17 protein-coding genes are annotated in these 23,269 nt (G+C 68.5%); 8 read left to right on the top strand and 9 right to left on the bottom strand.

What is annotated here, in order from left to right; translation table 11 throughout:
- Nucleotides 1–117 precede the first annotated feature (117 nt).
- From D6T64_RS23670 to D6T64_RS13870, 3 genes are all read right to left on the bottom strand, one after another.
- Nucleotides 118–318, bottom strand: coding sequence for a hypothetical protein (locus tag D6T64_RS23670; RefSeq protein ID WP_407643266.1), 201 nt, complete (start codon nt 316–318; stop codon nt 118–120).
- 34 nt (nt 319–352) lie between these two features.
- Nucleotides 353–1,654, bottom strand: coding sequence for a DUF222 domain-containing protein (locus D6T64_RS13875; protein WP_119975275.1), 1,302 nt, complete (start codon nt 1,652–1,654; stop codon nt 353–355).
- 565 nt (nt 1,655–2,219) lie between these two features.
- A complete protein-coding gene (locus D6T64_RS13870; protein WP_119975274.1) occupies nt 2,220–3,554 on the bottom strand; it encodes an RsmB/NOP family class I SAM-dependent RNA methyltransferase in 1,335 nt (444 codons plus the stop codon).
- Between the two features lie 376 nt (nt 3,555–3,930).
- Here D6T64_RS13870 and D6T64_RS13865 point away from each other — a divergent pair, with 376 nt between their 5' ends.
- The 6 genes from D6T64_RS13865 to D6T64_RS13840 are packed head-to-tail and all read left to right on the top strand — an operon-like array spanning nt 3,931 to nt 11,777.
- Nucleotides 3,931–4,020, top strand: a complete 90-nt coding sequence (locus D6T64_RS13865) for a potassium-transporting ATPase subunit F (protein WP_119975273.1) — start codon at nt 3,931–3,933, stop codon at nt 4,018–4,020.
- Complete coding sequence (kdpA, locus tag D6T64_RS13860) at nt 4,020–5,693, top strand: potassium-transporting ATPase subunit KdpA (protein WP_119975272.1); 1,674 nt, start codon at nt 4,020–4,022, stop codon at nt 5,691–5,693. Before D6T64_RS13865 ends, kdpA begins: the two co-directional genes overlap by 1 nt.
- Before the next feature lie 2 nt (nt 5,694–5,695).
- A complete protein-coding gene (gene kdpB / locus D6T64_RS13855) occupies nt 5,696–7,897 on the top strand; it encodes a potassium-transporting ATPase subunit KdpB (RefSeq protein ID WP_119975271.1) in 2,202 nt (733 codons plus the stop codon).
- A 25-nt stretch (nt 7,898–7,922) separates the two neighbouring features.
- Nucleotides 7,923–8,546, top strand: a complete 624-nt coding sequence (gene kdpC, locus D6T64_RS13850) for a potassium-transporting ATPase subunit KdpC (protein WP_119975270.1) — start codon at nt 7,923–7,925, stop codon at nt 8,544–8,546.
- A gap of 37 nt (nt 8,547–8,583) precedes the next feature.
- Nucleotides 8,584–11,097, top strand: coding sequence for an ATP-binding protein (locus D6T64_RS13845; RefSeq protein WP_119975269.1), 2,514 nt, complete (start codon nt 8,584–8,586; stop codon nt 11,095–11,097).
- Complete coding sequence (locus tag D6T64_RS13840; RefSeq protein WP_119975268.1) at nt 11,094–11,777, top strand: response regulator; 684 nt, start codon at nt 11,094–11,096, stop codon at nt 11,775–11,777. Before D6T64_RS13845 ends, D6T64_RS13840 begins: the two co-directional genes overlap by 4 nt.
- 37 nt (nt 11,778–11,814) lie before the next feature.
- Here D6T64_RS13840 and D6T64_RS13835 read toward each other — a convergent pair whose 3' ends face one another.
- The 6 genes from D6T64_RS13835 to katG form a co-directional block, all read right to left on the bottom strand.
- Nucleotides 11,815–13,485, bottom strand: coding sequence for an AMP-binding protein (locus D6T64_RS13835; RefSeq protein WP_325049801.1), 1,671 nt, complete (start codon nt 13,483–13,485; stop codon nt 11,815–11,817).
- Nucleotides 13,486–13,553: 68 nt separating this feature from the next.
- Nucleotides 13,554–14,807 (bottom strand): acyl-CoA dehydrogenase family protein, encoded by a 1,254-nt coding sequence (locus D6T64_RS13830; RefSeq protein ID WP_119975266.1) that lies wholly within the window; start codon nt 14,805–14,807, stop codon nt 13,554–13,556.
- A complete protein-coding gene (locus tag D6T64_RS13825) occupies nt 14,804–16,978 on the bottom strand; it encodes a 3-hydroxyacyl-CoA dehydrogenase NAD-binding domain-containing protein (RefSeq protein ID WP_119975265.1) in 2,175 nt (724 codons plus the stop codon). Before D6T64_RS13825 ends, D6T64_RS13830 begins: the two co-directional genes overlap by 4 nt.
- A 103-nt stretch (nt 16,979–17,081) precedes the next feature.
- Nucleotides 17,082–17,858 carry a TetR/AcrR family transcriptional regulator gene (locus D6T64_RS13820; protein ID WP_119975264.1) on the bottom strand — a complete coding sequence of 259 codons (777 nt, stop codon included), beginning with the start codon at nt 17,856–17,858 and terminating at the stop codon, nt 17,082–17,084.
- Between the two features lie 33 nt (nt 17,859–17,891).
- Nucleotides 17,892–18,302 carry a DUF1801 domain-containing protein gene (locus D6T64_RS13815; RefSeq protein WP_119975263.1) on the bottom strand — a complete coding sequence of 137 codons (411 nt, stop codon included), beginning with the start codon at nt 18,300–18,302 and terminating at the stop codon, nt 17,892–17,894.
- Nucleotides 18,303–18,407: 105 nt separating this feature from the next.
- Nucleotides 18,408–20,639, bottom strand: coding sequence for a catalase/peroxidase HPI (katG, locus tag D6T64_RS13810; protein WP_119975262.1), 2,232 nt, complete (start codon nt 20,637–20,639; stop codon nt 18,408–18,410).
- Nucleotides 20,640–20,836: 197 nt separating this feature from the next.
- Here katG and D6T64_RS13805 point away from each other — a divergent pair, with 197 nt between their 5' ends.
- Both D6T64_RS13805 and D6T64_RS13800 read left to right on the top strand, forming a co-directional pair.
- Nucleotides 20,837–21,643 carry a hypothetical protein gene (locus tag D6T64_RS13805; RefSeq protein WP_119975261.1) on the top strand — a complete coding sequence of 269 codons (807 nt, stop codon included), beginning with the start codon at nt 20,837–20,839 and terminating at the stop codon, nt 21,641–21,643.
- Entirely contained in the window at nt 21,640–23,262 is a 1,623-nt protein-coding gene (locus D6T64_RS13800) for an AAA family ATPase (protein WP_119975260.1), read from the top strand. Before D6T64_RS13805 ends, D6T64_RS13800 begins: the two co-directional genes overlap by 4 nt.
- The last annotated feature ends 7 nt before the right edge of the window (nt 23,263–23,269 follow it).

The raw sequence follows: 23,269 nt of genomic DNA, 5'->3' as shown, positions 1-23,269 counted from the left end.
ACGGCTCAACGTGCTCACCGTGCTCAACGTGCTCAACGTGCTCAACGTGCTCAACCGCACATCAGTTGCGCGTTTCCGAGGGCGGCGCCGACTGGAGAGGGCCAACGCTCTACGGGCTCAATTGATGGCGTGGTTGGCGCGGTGGGTTTGGGCGGGGCGCCAGGTTTGGCTGGGGTCCATCCACGCGGGTCCGCGGACTTCGGGACGCCCGCGAACCATGCGGATCTTCCAGCCCGAGGTCTCGATGGCATGGTGGTGCCGCCAGCAGAGGCAGACTCCGTTGGCGACTTCGGTTTTTCCGCCGAGGGCCCACGGGATGACGTGGTGCAGTTCGGTGCGGTACGCCGGAATGTCACAGCCGGGGATGATGCAGCCGCCGTCTCGGGCGGCGATGNCAGCCGGGGATGATGCAGCCGCCGTCTCGGGCGGCGATCGCCTGGCGCATGGGGGCGGGGAAGCTGCGTTGCTTGTCGCCGACGCGGAGGACGTCGTTGTTCGCTCCGAGTACCACTGGCATGAATCCGCCGCTGCAGAGGGCTTGGTGCACGGTTTTCAGTGAGACGGGGGCGTCGACGCCGTCGATCCAGCCGACGCCGCGGCCTTCGTTGAGGTCGACGGCGTTGACGTGCACGACGACGGTCGGGGCGGCGCCGCCGATGACGCCGGCTGTGGGGTTGCGGGCCGCCTCGCGGAACACCTCCCGAAAGATGTCGGCCTGCTTCTCCCCGGTCGGGCGCCGGTCAACGTCAACGACAGCCTCATCGGAAACGGCCTCATCGGGAACGGTGTCGTCGGCGACCGGCTCGGAGCCCTCCAGCATCGGCTCCCCGGCGGCGGCGGGCTCGAATGCCACCTTCGCCCGCGGGGACAGCCGCGACGCGATGAAGGTTTCCATTTCGCCGCGGAAGTCCGGTGTCACGCCACCATAGATGCGGTACAGGCCGCGTTCGAACTGGCCGAAGCTGATGGTGCTTTTGGCTTCGAGGGCGTCTTCGTTGGGGGCGATGCCGTTGGGGTCGAGGCGGGCCTGCCACTCGTGCACCAGCCGGCGCAGGCCATCCGCCGGCAAGGCGATGCCGGCCCCGGGCAGTCCGGCGGTGTCCTCGTTGAGGGTGCCGGTGGCGTTGGCGACCAGGACCCGTTCGGCCAGCAGCAGATCGGCGGGGTCGGCGCGGCGGATGACCTCGTTCAGGCCTTGCACGATCACTTCGGCGGCGTCGAGGCCGATCTCCCCGGCGGCCAGCGCCGCGCCGACGGCGGGATAGATCGGCGGCAGTGCCCGGCCCATGCCGACGCGTTCACCGGTGTCGGCGCCGAGACGGATGCGCCGCATCACTTCGCGGCGGGAAGCGTGGGTGACGCTGGTGATCAGGTCGAGCCGCCCGGTGCAGCCCATCCGCTTGCTCAGGCTGGACGGGCCGCCGTAGAGCTCGATGTCCGCCCGGCGGGCGACCTCCGCGGTGACGGCGACCCGGGCGGCGTCGAGGCGACGGCCGAGGTGCTCGAGGCCGTCGAGCAGCGCGAGGGACTCGTCATCACTCTGCTGCAGGAGGACCAACCCGTCGAGGGTGTCGGCGAGGTGCTCGGTGAGGGAGGCGAGCTCGTCTACCGGATCGTGGTCGGCTCCTGTGTCCGACGGAAGTGTCTGTGACATATGCTCAGTTTAGCCGGAGGTGAACACAAATACAAGACTGACGCTGACGTTTTCTCATGAGTTTAGTAATTGTGTACAGCACAGGTTTCGCCTCAGGCCGGCGTTTGTCTGACACCTGAGCCTCTCACCCACCACCGACACTCCGCAGAGCCCTCGAGATCTTGCGTCCGAGGGGCGGCTCGCGGTGGTTTCGACACGGGCGCGCCAAGGGCGCGCGCGCCCTGCTCAACCAGCGAAACGGGGGGGGTCTCGCTGGTTGAGCCTGCGCGCGCAGCGCGCTCGTCGAAACCCCGAGAGCCGATCCTCAGACCGTAGGCCGGCTCGCCGTGGTTTCGACACGGGCGCGCCAAAGGCGCGCGCGCCCTGCTCAACCAGCGGATGCGCGCAACGCCCTGGTCGAAACCAGGTAAGACGATCTGCAGTCTCGAAGGTCGACTCGCGGTGGTTTCGACCACCGGTTGTTGAGCCTGCCGAAACACGTCGCGGCTCAACCAGCGGATCTCACTGGTTGGGCCTGCGCGCGCGTCCGCACTGTCGTGCCGCGTGCATCACCAGCCGGCGGTAGCTACTCGGCGCGCTGCAGCAGGGTGATGAACATGGCGTCGGTGCCGTGGCGGTGCGGCCAGAGCTGCACACTGCCGGTGTCGCCGGGCAGGTCGAGGTTCGCCGCGCTGAAGGACTGCACGATCGCCGCGGTATCGAGGTGGGTCACCGTTCCGGCGGACTTCTTCACGGCCAGGGCCACGATCGCCCGGGTTTCGGCCGTGTGCGGCGAGCAGGTGACGTAGGCGAGGATTCCGCCGGGCTTCAGGGCCACGAGCGCCGCGTCGATGAGGCCGGACTGGAGGCCCGCGAGGTCGGCGACGTCCTTCGGCTTCTTGCGCCAGCGCGCTTCGGGTCGGCGACGCAGCGCTCCGAGGCCGGTGCAGGGGGCGTCGAGCAGAATACGATCGAAGGTCGCCGGGTGGGTCGCGCCGATCAGCGTGCCGTCGACCTCCCAGACCGGGATCGGTTCGGGCAGCGCCGCAAGGGCGTTGCGCACGAGCGCGGCGCGGGCGGGAACGAGTTCATTGGCCACGAGCACCGCTCCCCCGGCGCGTGCCTCGGCGGCGAGCAGCGCGGCCTTGCCGCCGGGGCCGGCGCACAGGTCGAGCCAGCGTTCTCCGGCCAGGATCGGCCGCGCCCGGCTGAGCGCGAGGGCGGCAATCTGCGAGCCTTCATCCTGCACCCGCACGCGTCCGCCGGACTCGCTCATCAGGTGGTACGGGTCGCCCCCGTCGAGCACGAACCCGGTCGGGGCGAACTCGTCGGGCTGGCCGAGCAGGGCGAGGTCATCGTTCGTTGCGAGGCCCGGCAGCGCGACCATGTTGACCTTCGCGGCCATGTTGTCGGCGGCGAGCAGGTCTTCGAGCTCGGTCTCCCGGCCCTCGGCCCTCAGGGCCTGGCGAAACGCCCGCACCACCCATGACGGATGCGAGAACTCGGCCGCCAGACGCTCGTCGACCGAGTCGATCCCGGCGAGAACCTGCACGGTCCACTCTTCGAGGCTCGTGCGCGAGATCGTGCGCAGCACGCCGTTACAGAAACCGGTCGCCGACTGCGATCCCACCTGCTTGGCGAGGGAGACCGATTCGTTCACGGCCGCGTGGGTGGCCACGCGGGTGCCGAGCAGTTGGTGGGTGCCGAGCCGTAGCACGTCGAGGATCGCGGGATCGATCTTGTCGACCGGGCGGTTCGCGGCGAGGGCGATGACCCGGTCGTAGAAGCCCTGCATGCGCAGGGTGCCGTAGGTGAGCTCGGTGGCGAAAGCCGCGTCGGCAGTGTTCAGCGCGGCACGCTGGATGCGGGTCGGCAGCAGCAGGTTCGCGTAGGCATCCGATTCGCGCACGGCGGCGATCACGTCGTAGGNGACGTTTTCTCATGAGTTTAGTAATTGTGTACAGCACAGGTTTCGCCTCAGGCCGGCGTTTGTCTGACACCTGAGCCTCTCACCCACCACCGACACTCCGGGCCCAGAGCCCGCCGACCACCGACGAACGGTTTCCGTAAGGGTTCACGGTGCAGCCGTCAGGGAATCGTTAGGACCCGGCCGGGGCATCCCGGCCCGGTGTTTACTCGGGTGTTGTCCCCACGCAGATGTTGCGTGGGGGTTGCAGCATCCGCCGGGTGCTGGCTGTCACTGGAGGGAGTCCCGCTGTGCTGGACCTTGTGTATGTCGTGGGCGTCGTAGCCCTGTTCGCCCTCGTCGGCCTCGTGGCCTGGGGGGTCGAGAAACTGTGATCGTCTTCAATCTGCTCGCCGTGGCCCTCGCCGTCGCCGCGATCGTCTATCTGGTGTTCGCGCTCGTGAAGCCGGAACGGTTCTGATGGACGGTTGGCTTGCGTTGCTCCAGGTTCTGACCCTCGTTCTCGTGCTGGCGGTCCTCTACCGCCCGCTGGGCGACTACATGGCCCATATCTACACCTCCCGTCACGACCTCGCAATCGAGCGGGGCTTCTACCGCCTCATCGGCGTCAGCTCCCGGTCGGAACAGACCTGGCCGGCGTATCTGCGCGGCGTGCTCGCCTTCTCGGCGGTCGGTGTGCTGCTGGTCTACGCCATCCAGCGCGCCCAGGCCGTGCTGCCCTATTCGTTGGGCTTTCCGGCGATTCCCGAGGGGCTCTCGTTCAACACAGCAGTGTCGTTCGTCACCAACACCAACTGGCAGTCCTACTCCCCCGATGTGACGATGGGGTACGCGGTTCAGCTGATCGGGCTGACCGTGCAGAACTTCGTCTCGTCGGCGGTCGGCATCGCCGTGGCCGTGGCCCTGGTCCGGGCGTTCGCGCTGCGCAAGTCGGGCACCATCGGCAACTTCTGGATCGACCTGACCCGCGGCATCCTGCGCCTGCTGCTGCCCGTCTCGGTGATTGCGGCGATCGTGCTGCTGGCCGGCGGCGTCATCCAAAACGTCAACGGCTTCACCGACGTGACCACCCTGAGCGGTGCCACCCAGTCGATCCCGGGCGGTCCCGTTGCCTCCCAGGAGGCGATCAAGATCTTCGGCACCAACGGCGGCGGCTTCTTCAATGCCAACTCGGCGCATCCGTTCGAAAACCCAAGCGCCTGGACCAGCCTCTTCCAGATCGTGCTCATGCTCGCCATCCCCTTCAGCCTGCCGCGCACCTTCGGCCGCGTGGTCGGCGACAACAGGCAGGGCTACGCGATCCTCGCCACCATGGCCACCCTCTTCGTGGTGTCCCTGACCGCGATCACCATGTTCGAACTGGGCGGCGCCGGCACGGCCCCGCAGGCCGCGGGCGGCGCGATGGAGGGCAAGGAGACGCGCTTCGGCATCGCGGCGTCTACGCTCTATGCGACGGCCACGACGCTCACCTCCACGGGCGCCGTCAACTCCATGCACGACTCGTACACCGCCCTCGGCGGCATGATGCCGATGCTCAACATGATGCTCGGCGAGGTCGCCCCCGGGGGCACCGGCTCGGGCCTCTACGGCATGCTGATCCTCGCCGTGATCGCCGTGTTCGTCGCGGGCCTGCTCGTCGGCCGCACCCCGGAATACCTGGGCAAGAAGATCGGCCCGCGCGAGATCAAACTCGCCAGCCTCTACATTCTCGTCACCCCAACCCTCGTTCTGGCCGGCACCGCGCTGAGTTTTGCGATCCCCGCGGTGCGAGCGGATGTCGAGGGCACGTCGATCTGGAACCCCGGCCTGCACGGGCTCTCCGAGGTGCTCTACGCGTTCACCTCCGCCGCCAACAACAACGGGTCGGCCTTCGCCGGCCTCACGGCAAACACGCCGTGGTTCAACACGGCGCTCGGCGTGGCGATGCTGCTCGGCAGGTTCCTGCCGATCGTGCTCGTGCTCGCGCTGGCCAGCTCGCTCGCCGCGCAGGACAGAGTGCCGGCCACCGTCGGAACCCTGCCCACCAACAGGCCACAGTTCGTCGGCCTGCTCATCGGCGTCACGGTGATCATCACCGCGCTCACCTACTTTCCCGTACTCGCGCTGGGTCCCCTGGCGGAAGGGCTGCAATAACCATGTCCACCCCTCACCTGACCTCCACCCAGGCATCGTCAGAGTCCGAAACCTCCACCAGAGCCCCCGGCAGCTCGGCGAGCAAGCGCCGCACCGCGACGCTCAGCACCGCGCAGTTGCTCGCGGCGTTTCCCGGGGCCGTGCGCAAACTCGACCCGCGCCAGATGTGGCGCAACCCCGTCATGTTCATCGTCGAGGTGGGGGCAGCCCTCACGACGGTGCTCGGTATCGCCGAACCGTTCCTCGGCGGCCCGGAAACCTCGGGCGGAACGGATGTTCCCCCCACTTTCACCCTCGGAATCGCGTTCTGGCTGTGGCTGACCGTGATCTTCGCCAACCTCGCCGAGTCCGTCGCCGAGGGTCGCGGCAAGGCCCAAGCCGACAGCCTGCGCAAGACCCGCAGCGACACCGAGACCCACCGGCTCACGGCCTACGATCCGAGCGGCGACCCGGCCGCTGAGAATGCCGCGGTGGAGGCACTCTCGTCGGCGGACCTGCGGCTGGGAGACGTCGTGGTCGTCGTGGCCGGGGAGCTGATTCCGGGAGACGGCGATATCGTCTGGGGCATCGCATCCGTCGACGAATCGGCGATCACCGGTGAATCCGCGCCGGTCGTGCGGGAATCCGGCGGCGAACGCAGCGCCGTCACCGGCGGCACCCGGGTGCTCTCGGACCGTATCGTGGTGCAGATCACCAGCAAGCCGGGCGAAACCTTCGTCGACCGCATGATCGCCCTCGTGGAGGGCGCCACCCGGCAGAAGACGCCGAACGAGATGGCCCTGAACATTCTGCTGGCCAGCCTCTCGATCGTCTTTCTCGTGGTCACCCTGACCATCAACCCCATCGCCGACTATTCGGCCGCCGCGGTGAGCGTGCCGGTGCTCGTGGCCCTGCTGGTCTGTCTCATCCCGACGACGATCGGCGCGCTGCTCTCGGCCATCGGCATCGCCGGAATGGACCGCCTCGTGCAGCGCAACGTGCTCGCCATGTCGGGCCGAGCCGTCGAGGCGGCCGGCGACGTGACCACCCTGCTGCTCGACAAGACCGGCACCATCACCTACGGCAACCGCCGCGCGACCGAGTTCACCCCGCTCAGCAGCGGTGTCTCGCAGGCCGACCTGGTGCGGGCTGCCGCGCTCGCCTCGCTCAGCGACCCCACCCCCGAAGGCAAGTCGATCGTCGACCTCGCCGGCGAGAATGGGTTCGTGCACACCGGCACCCTCGCTGGCGACGTCGTGCCGTTCACCGCGCAGACGCGGATGAGCGGCGTCGACCTGACGGACATCACAACGGATGGCGCCCCGCTCATTCGCAAGGGCGCCGGCTCAGCGGTGACCGCCTGGGTCGAAGAGACCACGTCCGTGCCCGACCCGGTGCGCGCCGCCCTGGCAACGCAGGTGGAACGCATTTCCACCCTCGGTGGAACCCCGCTCGTGGTAGCCGCCGGTTCGGCCGGCGGCCCGCGCACCATTCTCGGGGTGATCTACCTCAAGGACATCGTCAAGGAGGGCATCGCCGAGCGCTTCGCCGAGCTGCGCGCCATGGGCATCCGCACCATCATGGTCACGGGCGACAATCCCCTGACCGCGAAGACCATCGCCGCCGAGGCGGGCGTCGACGATTTTCTTGCCGAGGCCACCCCCGAGGAGAAGCTCACCCTGATTCGCAAGGAGCAGGAGGGCGGAAACCTCGTTGCCATGACCGGGGACGGCACCAACGATGCCCCGGCGCTCGCCCAGGCGGATGTGGGCGTGGCGATGAACACGGGAACGTCGGCGGCCAAAGAGGCCGGCAACATGGTCGACCTCGACTCGGACCCGACCAAGCTCATCGATATCGTGCGCATCGGCAAGCAACTGCTGATCACCCGCGGGGCGCTCACGACGTTCTCGATTGCCAACGACATCGCCAAGTACTTTGCGATCATTCCGGCGATGTTCGCCGGGGTGTTCCCGGGGCTCGCGGCACTCAACGTGATGCAGCTGCACTCCCCCGCGTCGGCGATCCTCTCGGCGATCATCTTCAACGCGATCATCATCGTCGTGCTGATTCCGCTCGCCCTGCGCGGCGTCAACTACCGGCCCGTATCGGCGTCCCAGATCCTGGGGCGCAACCTGCTCATCTACGGGCTGGGCGGTGTGATCGCGCCCTTCATGGGGATCAAGATCGTCGACCTCGTCGTCTCCCTCATCCCCGGCTTCTAGCCCTTCTCCCCGAACAGGATCACTCATGCGTTCAACCTCACGCCGAGACTTTCGGCAGTACGGGGTCGCCCTGCGGGCGATGCTCATCTTCACCGTCGTTCTCGGAATGCTGTACCCGCTCTCGGTCACCGTCGTCGGACAGGTCGCCCTGCCCGCCCAGGCCAACGGCTCGCTGGTCGGGGCCGACGGCAACCCGGCCACGGCAGCGGATGCCGTGGGCTCCTCCCTGATCGGACAGTCCGTCGTCGACTCCGACGGCGCTCCGCTGCCGCAGTGGTTTCAACCGCGACCCTCGGCGGCCGGCGACGGCTATGACGCGGCAGCGTCCAGTGGCAGCAACTGGGGGCCCGAGAACGCCGACCTGATCGCGGCCATCGGCGAGCGCCGCGCCCAGATTGCCGAGTTCGAGGGCGTGACCGAGGCGGAGATTCCCGCCGACGCGCTGACGGCATCCGCTTCGGGGCTGGACCCGGCGATCAGCCCCGCGTATGCGCTGTTGCAGGTACCGCGGATCGCCGAGGCCCGGGGACTCGCCGAGTCCGACGTGCGGGCGCTCGTGGAGTCTAGGATTACGGGGCGGGACCTGGGCTATCTGGGTGCGGAATCCGTCAACGTTCTGGAATTGAATCTCGCTGTCGCGGCGCTGTGATCGGCGCCCTGGCGGTTCTGGCGGAGGGGACTGACTGGTGAAACGCGGTCGGCTGCGCGTGTTACTCGGAGCGGCGCCCGGCGTCGGCAAGACCTACACGATGCTGGAAGAAGGCCGCCGACTGCTCGGCGAGGGCAAGGACGTGGTCGTCGCCGTCGTCGAGACCCACGACCGGGCGGCCACCGCCGCGATGCTCGTCGGTCTGCCGGTCATCGCCCGGATGCAGGTCGAACACCGCGGCGTCGAGCTGTCAGAGATGGACGTGGTCGCAGTGCGGGACCGTCATCCGCAGCTCGCGCTCGTGGACGAACTCGCCCACACCAACGCGCCGGGCTCCGCGAACGAGAAGCGCTGGCAGGACGTGCAGCTGCTGCTGGAAGCTGGGATCGACGTGATCTCAACGGTGAACATCCAGCACATCGAGTCCCTCAACGACGTGGTGCAGCAGATCACGGGAGTGCCGCAGCGGGAGACCGTGCCGGATGCGGTCTTACGGGCGGCCGACCAGATCGAGGTCGTCGACCTCGCGCCGCAGGCCCTGCGGGACCGGCTTGCCGAGGGGCTCGTCTACCCGAGCGCCCGCGTCGACGCCGCGCTGTCAAACTACTTTCGGCTCGGCAACCTGACCGCCCTGCGTGAGCTCGCCCTGCTCTGGCTCGCCGACGAGGTCGACAACGCCCTGCAGTCCTACCGGGCCGAACACGGCATCAGCGACAAATGGGAGGCCAGGGAACGCGTCGTGGTGGCGCTCACGGGCGGCCGTGAAGGCGAGACGCTGCTGCGGCGCGGTGCCCGCATCGCGGCCCGCTCGGCCGGCGGCGAACTGCTCGCCGTGCACGTGACCGGCCAGGACGGCCTGCGCGACTCGCATCCCGGCGCCCTCTCGGCCCAACGCGCCCTGGTCGAAGAACTGGGCGGTACCTATCATCAGGTGGTCGGCGACGACACGTCGAAGGCCTTGGTCGAATTCGCCCAGGCCGCCAATGCAACCCAACTGGTGATCGGCGTCAGCCGGCGAACCCGGCTGATGGCGGCGCTGACCGGCCCGGGCATCGGCGCCACCGTCATTCGGGAGTCCGGCGACATCGACGTGCACATCGTCACGCACTCCGCGGCCGGCGGCAAGCTGAGGCTGCCCCGCCTGGGTGGCGCCCTCTCGGTCAAGCGGCGCATGGCCGGTTTTGTTCTCGCACTGCTCGGCGGACCGCTCGTGACCTGGCTGCTCGTGACGTTTCGGTCAGATGAGTCGATCACCAGCGATGTGCTGAGCTACCAGTTCTTGGTCGTGATCGTCGCCCTCGTCGGCGGGCTGTACCCCGCCCTGTTCGCCGCCTTGTTGTCGGGGCTGACGCTCGACTTCTATTTTGTCGAGCCGATCTACACGATCACCATTGACGAGCCCCTGCACGTGCTCGCCCTCGTGCTCTACGTCGTGAACGCCGGGCTGGTCAGCTACGTCGTCGACCAGGCGGCCCGGCGTTCCCGCACGGCGATGCGCGCCGCGGCCGAATCGGAACTGCTCGCCACCGTCGCGGGCAGCGTGCTGCGGGGCCAGGACGCCCTGCAGGCGCTCGTCACGCGCACCCGCGAGGCGTTCGGCCTCACCGGCGTGCAGCTGCGCACCAACGGCACCGTGCTCTACTCCGACGGGGAACCGGCCGGGATCGCCACGGGCGCCGATGCCGGGCCAGCGGTGACCACCCTGCCGGTCGGACCGGCAGCCGAGCTCGAACTGCACGGAGCCGACCTCGACGCGTCGGAGCGTCGCCTGCTGGCGGTCATCACCACGCAGATGAGCGCGGCCCTTGAACACACCGACCTGGAACGCACGGCCGGAGAGATGGGCCCGCTCGCGGCCGCCGACCGGATGCGCAGCGCCCTGCTGGCCGCCGTCGGTCACGACCTCCGCCGCCCGCTCAGCGCGGCGACCGCGGCGGTCAGCGGCCTGCTGTCCACCGATGTCACCCTGTCGGCCGCGGACCGCCGCGAGCTGCTGACGACCGCAGACGAGAGCCTGGGCGCCCTGGCCGCGCTTGTGACGAACCTGCTGGATGTCAGCCGGTTGCAGGCCGGCGCCCTCGCCGTGTCGCTCGAGCCCGTTGATGCGGCCGACGTGGTGCTGCCGGCACTCGACGAGCTCGGGCTCGGGCCGGCGACCGTCGACCTGGACCTGCCCGCCGGGCTCAGCGCAATGTCGGCGGATGCGGGACTGCTGCAGCGGGTGATCGTGAACATCCTGGCCAATGCCGTGCGATTCTCGCCGGCCGACCAGCGGGTGCGGGTCGCGGCGAGCGAATTCGCCGACACCGTCGAGATTCGCATCATGGACCGGGGCCCGGGAATCCCCGCCGACCGCCGCAGCGACGTGTTCGTGCCGTTCCAGCGGCTCGGCGACACCGACAACCTCACCGGCCTCGGCCTCGGGCTCGCGGTCTCCAAGGGTTTCGTCGAGGGCATGAGCGGTACCCTCGACGCCGAAGACACTCCCGGCGGCGGCGTCACCATGGTGATCGCGCTGAAGGCACAGCCGCTGACGGAAGGCCGGGCATGAAGATCCTGATCGCCGACGACGACCCGCAGATTCTGCGAGCCCTGCGCATCACTCTCGGGGCGCGCGGCTATGACATCGTCACCGCCGAAGACGGCGCCGCGGCGATCAATGCGATGATCGAGCACCACCCCGACCTGGTCATGCTCGACCTCGGCATGCCCCGGCTCGACGGCCAGGCCGTGATCGAAGGCCTGCGCGGCTGGAGCCAGGTACCGATCCTCGTGGTGTCGGGCCGCACGGGGGCTGCCGACAAGGTGCAGGCACTCGACGCCGGCGCCGACGACTACGTGACCAAGCCGTTCTCGATCGATGAACTGCTCGCCCGCATCCGCGCCCTGACCCGCCGGCTTGCCACAACCGACGACGAACCCGTCGTGCTGCTCGGCGCCGTGACCGTCGACCTCAGCGCTAAGCAGGTGACCCGCAACGCGGCGGGCGTTGCTGAGACGGTTCGGCTGACGCCGACGGAGTGGCTGATCCTCGGGGTGCTGCTGCGCAACCCCGGCAAGCTCGTCACCCGGCAGTCGCTGCTCACCGAGGTCTGGGGCCCGCACCACGTGGGCGACACCGGCTATCTGCGCCTGTACGTGGGGCAGTTGCGCAAGAAGCTCGAAGCGGATGCCGCCCATCCCCGCTACCTGCTCACGGAAGCCGGCATGGGCTACCGGTTCAGCCCCTGAACCTTCGGCAGAGGCTGAACCGGAACCAACCGGCGCGTCAGGCGACCGGCGCGGCGGCCTCCTCGGTCTGGAGGTCGCGCAGCACGACCTTCATGATCTTGCCCGTAGCGGTGCGGGGCAGCTCGTCGACGAAGGTGATGTAGTCCGGCACCTTGAAGCTCGCGATGAGGTACTTCGTATGGGTGAGCAGGTCGACCTCGGTCACGATGTGGTCGGGCCGCAAGACGACATAGGCCTTCGGTCGCTCGCCCCACTTCTCGTGAGGCACGCCCACGACCGCGACGTCGAGCACGGTCGGGTGCGCGAGGATCGCGTTCTCGACCTCGATCGTGGAGATGTTCTCGCCGCCCGAGATGATGATGTCCTTGGCACGGTCCTTGATCTCGATGTAGCCGTCGGGGTGCATGACGCCGAGGTCGCCGGTGTGGAACCAGCCGCCGCGGAAGGCATCCTTCGTCGCCGCCGGATTCTTGAAATAGCCGAGCATGACGTTGTTGCCGCGCAGCACGATCTCGCCGATCGTGTGGGCGTCCTTCGGAACGTCCTGCATGGCGCCGTCGACGATGCGGGCCGATTCGGCCTGCAGCATGCCGACCCCCTGCCGGGAGATCTTCTGGGCGCGTTCCGCTTCGGGCAGGTCGTCCCAGTCGTGCTGGTATTCGCAGATCGTGTACGGGCCATAGACCTCGGTGAGGCCATAGACGTGCACGACGGTGATGCGCAGGTGCTCGAGCTGCTGAATCACGCTCGGCGACGGCGGGGCGCCGGCGGTCGTGATGCTCAAGGGCCGCTCCACCGGGTGCGCCTGGGGCGCGTTGGCGATGATGCTGCAGACGGTCGGCGCGCCACACAGGTTCGTGACGCCGAGGGCGTCGATCGCGCCCCAGACGGCATCCGCTCGAACGGCGCGCAGGCAGACGTGCGTCGCGCCGGCGGCGGTGACCGCCCACGGTGTGCACCAGCCGTTGCAGTGGAACATCGGCAGGGTCCACAGGTAGACGGAATCGCTCGTGAACTTGTTGTGGAAGACCTCCCCGAAGGAGTTCAGGTAGGCGCCGCGGTGCGAGTACATGACGCCCTTGGGCTTGCCGGTGGTGCCCGAGGTGTAGTTGATCGCGATGACGCCGCGTTCGTCGGTGACCTCCCACGCCAGCGGAGACTCATCGGTGTCGTTCGACTGGGCGACGAAGCTCTCCAGGCTCTGCTGGCCCAGGGCCAGGCCGCTCTCGACGAGGCCGAATTCGGGGTCGGCGATCTCGATCACGGCCTTCAGGCTGGCGGATGCCTCGAACGCGTTGCCGACGGTGGCCATGATCTCCGCGTCCACGAACAGCAGCGTCGCCTCGGAGTGGGTCAGCACGTAGTCGATCTCGGGCTTGGCCAGGCGCGAGTTAAGGGCGACGAGCACCCCGCCGGCCAGCGGCACCGCGTAGTGGGCGATGAGCATCTCGGGGATGTTCGGTGCCAGGAAGACGACCCGGTCACCGGGCTCGATGCGGGCTCGGATGGCGTGGGCGAGCTTCTCGGCGGTCTCGCGGAATTCGGTGTAGGTGTAGCGGCGGCCTCCGTAGATGATCGCGCTCTTGTTCGGGAAGACCTCGGCCGAGCGCTGCAGGAAGCGCATCGGCGTCAGCGGTGAATCATTCGGTGACAGTGAATCGTCAGGTGACAGTGAATCGTTCGGTGAAGCGGCCATCTGTTCCAGCAAGGGGACTCCTTTGTCCGAATATCGGTGAGGTGGTGCGAGGTGGTGGTGTCTACGTTTCTCGGACTGGTCTACTTGAAGGCGCTGACTCCGGTCAGGTCGCGGCCGATGAGCAGGGATTGGATGCTCTCGGTGCCCTCGTAGGTGTGGATGGATTCGATGTCGGCGAGGTGCCGGATGACGTGGTTTTCCAGAAGGATACCGTTGCCGCCGAGCATGTCCCGCGCGAGCGAGGCGAGTTCCCGGGCAGCGCGGGTGTTGTGGAACTTGGCGAGGCTGGCCTGGATCGGGCGCAGCGTGCCGGCGGCATCCAGTTCTGCCAGGCGCAGGCAGTGCAACTGCATGGACGTGAGCTGGGACAGCATGATGGTGAGGCGTTCCTGAACGATCTGGAACGAGGCCAGCGGCTTCCCGAACTGGGTACGCAGGGTCGAGTAGTTCAGGGCCGCTTCGAACACCGCGGTGGCGTGGCCGAGGGCCGACCAGGCCACGCCGAGGCGGGTGGCGAAGAGCACCGCGGCGGTGTCCTTGAAGGTGTGGGTTCCCGGCAGCACGTTGTCGAGCGGGATGCGCACGTCGGTGAGGGTGATGCGGGCCTGGTGGATGGCGCGGAGGGACCCCTTGCCGGTCATCGTGACGCCGTCGTACCCGGGGGTGTCCTGGTCGACGAGGAAGCCGCGCACGTCACCGGCATCATCCCGTGCCCAGACGACGGTCATGTCACCGACCGAGCCGTTGCCGATCCACATCTTCTCGCCGTTCAGCACCCACTCGTCGCCGTCGCGGTGCGCGGTGGTTTCGAGGCCGACCGAGTCGGAGCCGTGGTCGGGTTCGGTGAGCGCGAAGGCGCCCAGCTTCTCGGCGCGGGCGAGCGGCACGAGCCACTTCGCCTTCTGCGCGTCGCTGCCGTACATCGCGATGCTGCGCAGGGCGAGCCCGCCCTGCACGGCGATGACGGTGCCCATCGAGCCGTCGCCACGGGAGATCTCCATGTTGACGAGGCCGGCCGCGAGCGGGGACATGGCGGTGAGCCCGGGGCCTTCGACACCGTCGGTCAGCAGGTCGAGGTCGCCGAGGCGGCGGGCGAGGTGCACCGGGTATTCGGCCTTGTCCCAGGCGGCGTTCATCTCGTCGAGGGTATCGACCGCGAACGTGCGAGCGCGGTCCCAGAAGGCCCGGTCGGCAGCGGGGACGTTGGCGAAGACGCCGTAGTAGTCGGTGTCGAGCGGAACCGAGACGTCATAGTCCGGGGCGGTGCGGGCATCCGCTGACTGCGTGTTGCCGGGTGTGCTGGTGCCGGGTCTGGTGGGTGTTGTCGTGCTCATCGTGCGACCGCCTGTTCGGGGATTCGTGGTGCGCTTGCGACACCGGGTGAGTGGAAAGTGGAGCCGGTTCGGGCGAGGGAGGCCCCGGACCGGTCGAGAAGGGGGGTCAGCCCGCCGGTGTGGTGGGGGTAGTTGGCGCCGAGGATCATGCAGGCGTCGATGTCGGCCGGGGTGGCAACAGTGCCCTCGGCGAGCATCCGAGCCGCTTCGTCGGCCAGGCCACCGAGCAACAGGTCACGCACGCCGGCGTTCGAGAGCACCGGCCGTGTCGCAGCGGATGCCGCGGCCACCTCGTCGACGATGGCACAGGCCTCCGGAGTGAGGCAGCCCGTTGCCGTGAGGTAGCCGGGAAGCTTCTCGTCGACGACGCGGCGGAGGCTCGGGCTCACGATGAACCGGTCGGGATAGGCGGCGTGCATGGTCTCGAAGATGTGCAGCTGCACGGCCGGGCCGATGTAGTCCAGCAGCGTGAGCGCGGTCATCGGGAGCCCGTCACCGACGAGGGCGGTGTCGACGAGTCGGGCATCCGCTCCGGAGTCGATCAGGGCGAGGGTGTCGCTGAACAGACGGGTCAGCAGTCGGTTGACGACGAAGCCCGGGGTGTCCCCCACCAACACGGCGGTCTTGCCGAGCGATCCGGCGAGGTGGAACGCGGCGTCGATCACGTCGGGGCTGGTCTGCCCGCTGCGCACGATCTCGATGAGCGGCAGCACGGCGACCGGGTTGAAGAAGTGCAGGCCGATCAGGCGTTCCGGGCGCAGCAGCTCCGCACCCTGGTCGGCGATGGACAGCGAGGAGGTGTTGGTGAGCAGGATCGTGTCGAGGGGCACGACGCTTTCGACCGACGCCCAGACCTGCTGCTTGACCGCGAGATCTTCGAAGACCGCCTCGATGACGAGGGTGCTGCCGGTCTGGTCGATCGGGTCTGCGCTCGCCGTGATATGGGCCTGGATGCGTTCCCGACGCTCCGGGGAGAGCCCGCCGCGGGTGACGGCCTTGTCGAGCTGGGCGCTGACCCGGTCGAGGGCGAGATCGGCGCGTTCGGGAGTGACCTCGGTGAGGTGGGTGGGGGCATCCAGCCGGGTGGCAAAGAGTACGGCGAGCTGGGTGGCCATGAGTCCGCCGCCGATGACGCCGACGCGGGTTGCCGGTGCCGGGGTGCCCGCGGCGGCCGTGCCGACGGGACGGCTGTCCGGGCGGCTGCGCTTGCGGGCGGCCTGCAGGGTGAAGAAGGCGTAGATGCTGGCCCGGCACTCATCGCTGTGCATGAGCGCGCCGAAGGCGGTCACGGTGTCGGCTTCGATCGGGTCGCCGCCGGAGGCCAGGCGTGCGAGGGTGCGGTCGCTGAAGTCGCTCCGCCCGGCGGCCGAGCGGGCCTGCCAGGCGGCGAGGAGGGTGAGGATCGCGTCGACCGCCGGCAGGGATCCGGGGATGCGCCTGGCAACGGAGGCCCGCACCGCGTCGGCGTTCCAGGCGCCGGTCGCTCTGGCGGGGGCGGCTGCGACGGTGACGCCGCCGCCCAGAACCTCGGCGGCCCAGGCGAGGGATTCGGTGAGAAAGTCTTCGTCGGTGATCACGGCATCCGTCACGCCGCGCTGCAACGATTCGGCGGCGGACAGGTGACGGCCGGCGAGGGAGCGCACGACGGCGATGTCGGCGGCGCCGTCGACGCCGATCAGGTCGCTCAGGGAGGCGATGCCGCCCCAGCCGGGAAGCAGGCCCAGGCGGGCTTCAGGCAGGCCGATGGCGCGCGTTGCCGCGGCGACGGTGCGGTAGTCGGCGCGGAGGGCCAGCTCGAGGGCTCCCCCGACGGCCGTGCCGTTCAGAAAGGCGAAGGTGGGAACCGGGATGCGGCTGATGCTCGTGAAGGCGGTGTAGCCCTCGCGGGCGATGCGCTCGCCGTCTGCGGGGCTCTGCGCGTTCTGGAAGCCGGCGAGGTCGGCACCGGCGCCGAAGGCCGAGCCGCTGCCGATGAAGGCCACCGCCGAAACTCCGGCCGTGTCGATGGACCGCACGACGGCGTCGAGTTCAGCGAGCGCCGCGGCGGTCCACGTCACCAGGGTTCCGGGGTCGGCCTCGAAGGTCACCAGTGCGATGCGGTGGGGGCCCAGGGTGCGGATGCTGAGGCTGACCCGAGTGGGTGTGCCCTGAGAATGGACAGCAGACTTCACGGTGCTCCTTTGCGCCAGGTGAGAGGGTGTGTGAGTACTGTCTAACTGACACTGAGTGTCATGTCAAGTGACACTCAGTCTCTTCTCAGGCTGGAGCGGGAGGTTACGAGGCGGTGGTGGCGAGTCGCTCGGCGATCAGGCGGGCCAGATCGGCGGGTGGGGTCGATGCCGGGAACACCGCCACCACGATGTCCGACGGGACGGCCAGGGAAAGCGCGCTGGCGGGCGCGCCGGGCGATGCCGAGGCTCCCGCGGCATCGGCATGGGCATCCGCTTCGACGTCGGCGGGACGCAGCAGGTGGCGCACGTCGGCGAGCGCGGCGGCCAATTCCTGGGGCCCGAATGGCTCCGCAGCCCGAATGAGGCGGCGCAACTCAAAGTTGTGGGTCGCTGTGACAGCCGCAGCGAAGCGGATGGCGGAGAGCGCGCTGATTCCGGGCTGGCGGCGCAGGTAGGCGGAGAAGGTCTTCTCGTACCGGGACACCATCACGGTTTCGCGGTCGCGCAGAATTTCGCTCTCGCGCACGACCTGGTCGCGCAGTCGCACGATGTCCAGTCGAGCGTGGAACTGCTCGAAAACCATGATCGCCGCGTCGCAGACAGCGGTCCAGGGGTCGGCGTGGTCCTGCCCGAAGTACGCCGCGATGTGGTCGAGCAGTTCGTCGTGGTCGGCGAAGATCACGTCGTCCTTGGAGCGGAACTGCCGAAAGAAGGTGCTGCGCGACAGGCCGGCCGCTTCCGCTATCTCCGTCGCGCTGGTGGCCTCGTAGCCGCGTTCGTGGAACAGCCGCACCGCGATGTCCCCCACTTGGATGCGGGACAGGCCCTGGTGGCGCGCGGGGGCATCGGTGGGCGTGGTCGGAGAGTGGGCTTCAGGCATGGTCTGGCGAAGCTATCACAATCGCGAGCCCGGTCAGCTGACGGCTTTCTTCAACAGGGCCACCAGCCGATCCTGATCGGCGGCGCTCAGTTTGGTGACGGCATAGGAGGTCGGCCAGAATTCTCCGTCGTCGAGGTGCGCATCGGGCTGAAAGCCGATGGTGGCGTAGCGCACCGAGAACTTCGCGGCACTCTGAAAGAACACCACGACCTTGCCGTCGGCGTTGGCGTAGGCCGGCATGCCGTACCAGGTCTTGGGCCTCAACTCGGTGTTCTCGCCGACCAGCCGGTGCAGGGTTTCGGCCAGTTCCCGGTCGGTGCCGGTCAGGTCGGCAATCGCCGCCAGGCAGGCGGCTTCCAGGTCGGCACCGGCCCGGGCGGCCTTGGCCTCGGCCGCCGCCGCCCGCATTGCGGACTTTTCCTCTGTGCTGAAGGTGGAGCTCATGGTCTGTCCTTTCGCTCGGCTTTCTACGGCATCTACTGTAGGCGGGACGAGGCGAAGGGGGCAGTCCCCCACGGGGTCGGGCAGAGTGCCCGACCCCGTGAACCGCTAGCGGATGTCGAAGCGGTCCAGGTTCATGACCTTGGTCCAGGCGGCGGCGAAGTCGTCGACGAACTTCTGCTGGGCGTCGTCACTGGCGTAGACCTCCGCGACGGCGCGCAGCTCGGAGTTCGAGCCGAACACGAGGTCTGCCCGGGTGCCGACCCACCGGGGTTCGCCGGTGGCGAGGTCGGTGCCGCTGTAGGCGTGCTCGCCCTTGTCGAGCGCCGTCCACTTGGTGCCGATGTCGAGCAGGTTCGCGAAGAAGTCGTTCGTGAGCACGCCCGGAGTCCGCGTGAACGCGCCATACGACGAGTCGTCGTAGTTGGCGCCGAGCACCCGCAGGCCACCGATCAGAACGGTCATCTGCGGCGCACTCAGTGTGAGCAGGTTGGCGCGGTCGATGAGGTGGTACTCGGCCGGGAGTCCGGCGCGCGGGCCGCTGTAGTTGCGGAAGCCGTCGGCGACCGGCTCCAGGTAGGTGAAGGCCTCGGCATCCGTCTGGGCCTCGAGCGCGTCGACCCGACCGGGCGTGAACGGCACCGTGACCGGGAATCCGGCGGCGGTCGCGGACTGCTCGACTCCCACGTTTCCGGCGAGCACGATCAGGTCAGCGAGCGAGACCTGGCGTGCCGAAGATGCGTTGAAGTCGGCCTGGATGGCCTCGAGGGTACTGAGCACGGTGGCGAGCTGGGCCGGGTTGTTGACGGTCCAGCTGCGCTGCGGCTCAAAGCGGATACGCGCACCGTTCGCGCCGCCGCGCTTGTCGCTGCCGCGGAAGGTGGATGCCGACGCCCACGCGGTGGAGACCAGCTGTTGCACGGTCAGTCCCGACGCGAGCACGCGCTCGGTCAGGGCGGCGATCTCGGCGTCCCCGATGGTTTCGCCGTCGGCGTCGGGGAGCGGGTCCTGCCAGATCAGTTCCTCGGCCGGAACCTCGGCGCCGAGGTAGCGGGCCTTGGGGCCCATGTCTCGGTGGGTGAGCTTGAACCAGGCGCGGGCGAAGGCATCCGCCAGTGCGTCCTGGTCCTCGGCGAAGTGACGGCTGATCTTCTCGTAGGCGGGGTCGACGCGCAGTGCGATGTCGCTCGTGAGCATGCGCGGTTCGCGGTGCTGCGAGGCGTCGTGGGCCAGCGGCACCAGGTCGGAGCCGGCACCGTTCTTGGGGCGCCACTGCTTGGCGCCGGCCGGGGACTCCATGAGCTCCCACTCATAGGCGAAGAGGATGTGGAAGTACTCGTTGTCCCAGCGGGCGGGGTGGTAGGTCCAGGTGACCTCGAGGCCGGAGGTGATGGTGTCGTCACCCTTGCCGGTGCCGAAGGAGTTCTCGTAGCCCAGGCCCTGCGCTTCGAGGGGCGAGCCCTCGGGGTTGGGGGCGAGATGGCTGTCGGGAGCGGCGCCGTGGGTCTTGCCGAAGGTGTGGCCGCCGGCGATCAGTGCCACGGTCTCTTCGTCGTTCATGGCCATGCGCTTGAACGTCTCGCGGATGTCGCGGGCCGAGCCCATCGGGTCGGGCTCGCCGTTGGGGCCTTCGGGGTTGACGTAGATCAGGCCCATCTGCACGGCGGCGAGCGGCTTTTCGAGGTCGCGGTCGCCGGTGTAGCGCTCGTCGCCGAGCCAGGTGGTCTCGGGGCCCCAGTAGACGTCGTCGTCGGGCTCCCACGCGTCGATGCGGCCGCCGGCGAAGCCGAACGTCTTAAAGCCCATCGATTCGAGGGCGACGTTTCCGGAGAGCACCATCAGGTCGGCCCAGGAGATGTTCTGGCCGTACTTCTTCTTGATCGGCCAGAGCAGGCGACGGGCCTTGTCGAGGTTGACGTTGTCGGGCCAGCTGTTCACCGGGGCGAACCGCTGCTGGCCGGTGCCGGCGCCGCCGCGGCCGTCGAAGACGCGGTAGGTGCCGGCGCTGTGCCACGCCATGCGAATTACCAGGGGGCCGTAGTGGCCGAAGTCGGCGGGCCACCAGTCCTGCGAGGTGGTCAGGACCTTTTCGATGTCGGCCTTGACGACGGCCAGGTCGAGGGTGGTGAACGCTGCCGCGTAGTCGAAGTCCCCGCCGAGCGGGTTGGTCACGCCGGTCTCCTTGGCGAGGATCTTCACGTTCAGCTTCTCGGGAAACCAGCCGCGGTTCGCGCCGCCCTCGCTGGGGGACGTGCGCTGTCCGTGGGGAACGGGGCATCCGTCGGCAATGGGTTGTGTCGTGTCATCGTCGGTGGTGACGACGCCGTGGTTCTCAGGCATAAGGACCTTCCGTGCTGGATCGATTGTTGTCTGGTGCGGTGAAATCGGCAAAAGTGGGGCGGCGGCCGGGTCGGGCGATGATCCTGCGCGTGGGTCGAGTATGCGCCTTTTTCTTGAATGAATCAATACAAGCCCGGATGCCCGCCCCCAAGTAGTCTGGGACTACCGCGCCGCGCACTGGGGAGAGGAGGCGCATCGTGACCATGAGGGACGTTTCCGTCTCGAGCAGCGCGCGCTCTCGCATCCGCTCCTTCTCGGTCTGGGTCTGGATCGCGGGCGCCGCGGCGCTGGCCGTCGGCGCCCTGAACACGTTCGCCGACGTCGGCCTCGGCGAAGACGGATTCGCGATGATCGCCGACAACGAGAACCCGTGGGAGGTGGCGAACCCGCCCGTCTTCGAGCCCGACGGCGTCAGCTATGCCGGCGAGGGGAGCGGACTGATCCGCATCCCCCGCCTAGACCACGACCAGGCTCCCTACGCCGTGCAGCTGATCGCGGGCGACTATCTCGACCTGTATATGACCGAGGCCGCCGATCTCGACCGTCCCGCCGACGACCGCGGCTACCCGACCAGTCTCGGCTACCTCTACGACTCCGACGACGATGTGCTCGTGCTGCCGCCCGACGCCGACCTCGAGCTGTGGGTGCGCACCGACGCCCCGTGGAGCTTCACCCTGCAGAAGGCGGAGGTCGTCGAGATGACCGACGGCTTCGCCAGCGGCACCGGCAACGATTTTCTGGTCTACCGGGGGGATGCGGTCAGCGCCCGCTTCGTGCACAAGGGCGAAGGCATCTTCTACGTGACCGTGCAAACCCGCGGCGAGCGCCGAGACCAGCCCATCATCGAATCCGGCGAGGTCGATCAGCGCCTGTCGTGGGATCCGACCGACGCCGTCTACATCTCCATCGAGGCCGACGACGACCGGGGTGCCTGGTCCGTCGACATCGACGAGCTGGCCCCGGAGAACCCGGACGCCGCCGCATCTCCGAGAGGAACGCCATGAGTTTCGCCCAGACGCTCGACCAGGCCTTCAAGGCCCGCCTGCCGCTGTTGTACCTCGAGACGAGCGAAGAAGTTCGAGCCCTCGAGCAGGTCGCCCGCGCCGCGCAGGCGCTGCGGCGCCCGCGCGAGGTGTGGACGTGGACGAGTGCGACCGGTCTCATCGGCCCCGACGGCAAGGGAATCACCGGCACGAACACACCCACCCGGGCCCTCGACCACATCGTGGGCATCGCCGACAACGCCGTCTTCGTGTTCTGCGACCTGCACGCTTACTTCGGAACCGAGCAGCGCCCCGGCGACCCCGTCATCATCCGCAAGGTGCGGGAGACCGTGCTGGAATTGCGCCACGCGGATGCCGCCCGCGTGCTCGTCGTGACGGCTCCCGTGCGGTGTATCCCGCCGGAGCTCGACAAGCTCGCGCACCTGCTCGAGTTTCCGTTACCGAACACCGTCGAACTGCGCGCGATGCTCACCACGATGATCCAGAACAACGCCTCGGGCGCCGGCCGGATCACGGTTCAGGCCGACGAGAAAACCCTCGAAGCCCTCGTGCAGGCCGCGCGCGGACTGACGATGTCCGAGGCCGAGAACGCGTTCGCCCGCGCCATGGTCGACGACGGCCGGCTCACCGCGCAGGACATCACCGTCGTACTCGACGAGAAGCGCCAGATCGTGAGCAAGTCCGGCCTGCTCGACTTCGTCACCAAGGCCCTCGACCTCGACTCCGTCGGCGGCCTGAACAACCTCAAACGCTGGCTGTCCCGGCGTGACGGCTCGTGGCTGGCCGAAGCCGAGGAGTTCGGGTTGCCGGCCCCGAAGGGGGTGCTCATCACCGGCGTGCCCGGCTGTGGAAAGTCGCTCACGGCCAAGGCGATGGCCGCGTCGTGGGGGTTGCCGCTGCTGCGGCTCGACATCGGCCGTATTTTCTCCGGGCTGGTCGGCTCCTCGGAGCAGAACCTGCGCACCGCGCTCGCCACCGCCGAGGCCGTGGCCCCGTGCATCCTCTGGGTCGATGAGATCGAAAAGGGCTTCTCCAACACCACGGGCACCGGCGACTCCGGCACCACCGCTCGGGTCTTCGGCTACTTCCTCACCTGGATGCAGGAGAAGCAGCACCCGGTGTTCGTCGTCGCCACCGCGAACAACATCGACTCCCTGCCGCCGGAATTCATGCGCAAGGGCCGGTTTGACGAGATCTTCTTCGTCGACCTGCCGACCACGGTGGAGCGGCGCGCGATCTGGACCATCCAGCTCGCCTCGAAGGCCACCACCGGCAACGGGCTCGCGGCCATCGGTGTCGCCGACGTCGACCGGCTGGTCGGCGACAGCGAGAACTACTCGGGCGCGGAGATCGAACAGGCCGTCATCGTGGCGCTCTACGAGGCCTTCGCCGAACGCCGTCCGGCGACCCTGCACGATCTCACCGAGGCGATCACGAACATGATCCCGCTCGCCGTCACCCAGTCGGAGGAGGTGCAGGGCATCCGCGCCTGGGCCGAGGTGCGGGCCGTGCGGGCGACCGGCAGCGAAGACATCGACCCCGACGAGGAGGCCCTGGTCGGCGCGGCCGAGGGCGCCGGACTCTCCACCCGCCGTGGCGGCCGCACCGTGGATTTCTAAGGACACC

The sequence above is a fragment of the Cryobacterium melibiosiphilum genome (assembly GCF_003602235.1).
GTDB classification, from domain to species: domain Bacteria; phylum Actinomycetota; class Actinomycetes; order Actinomycetales; family Microbacteriaceae; genus Cryobacterium; species Cryobacterium melibiosiphilum.
The sequence above is the reverse complement of the archived record's forward strand: the minus strand, read 5'-3'. Positions and strand labels throughout refer to the sequence as shown.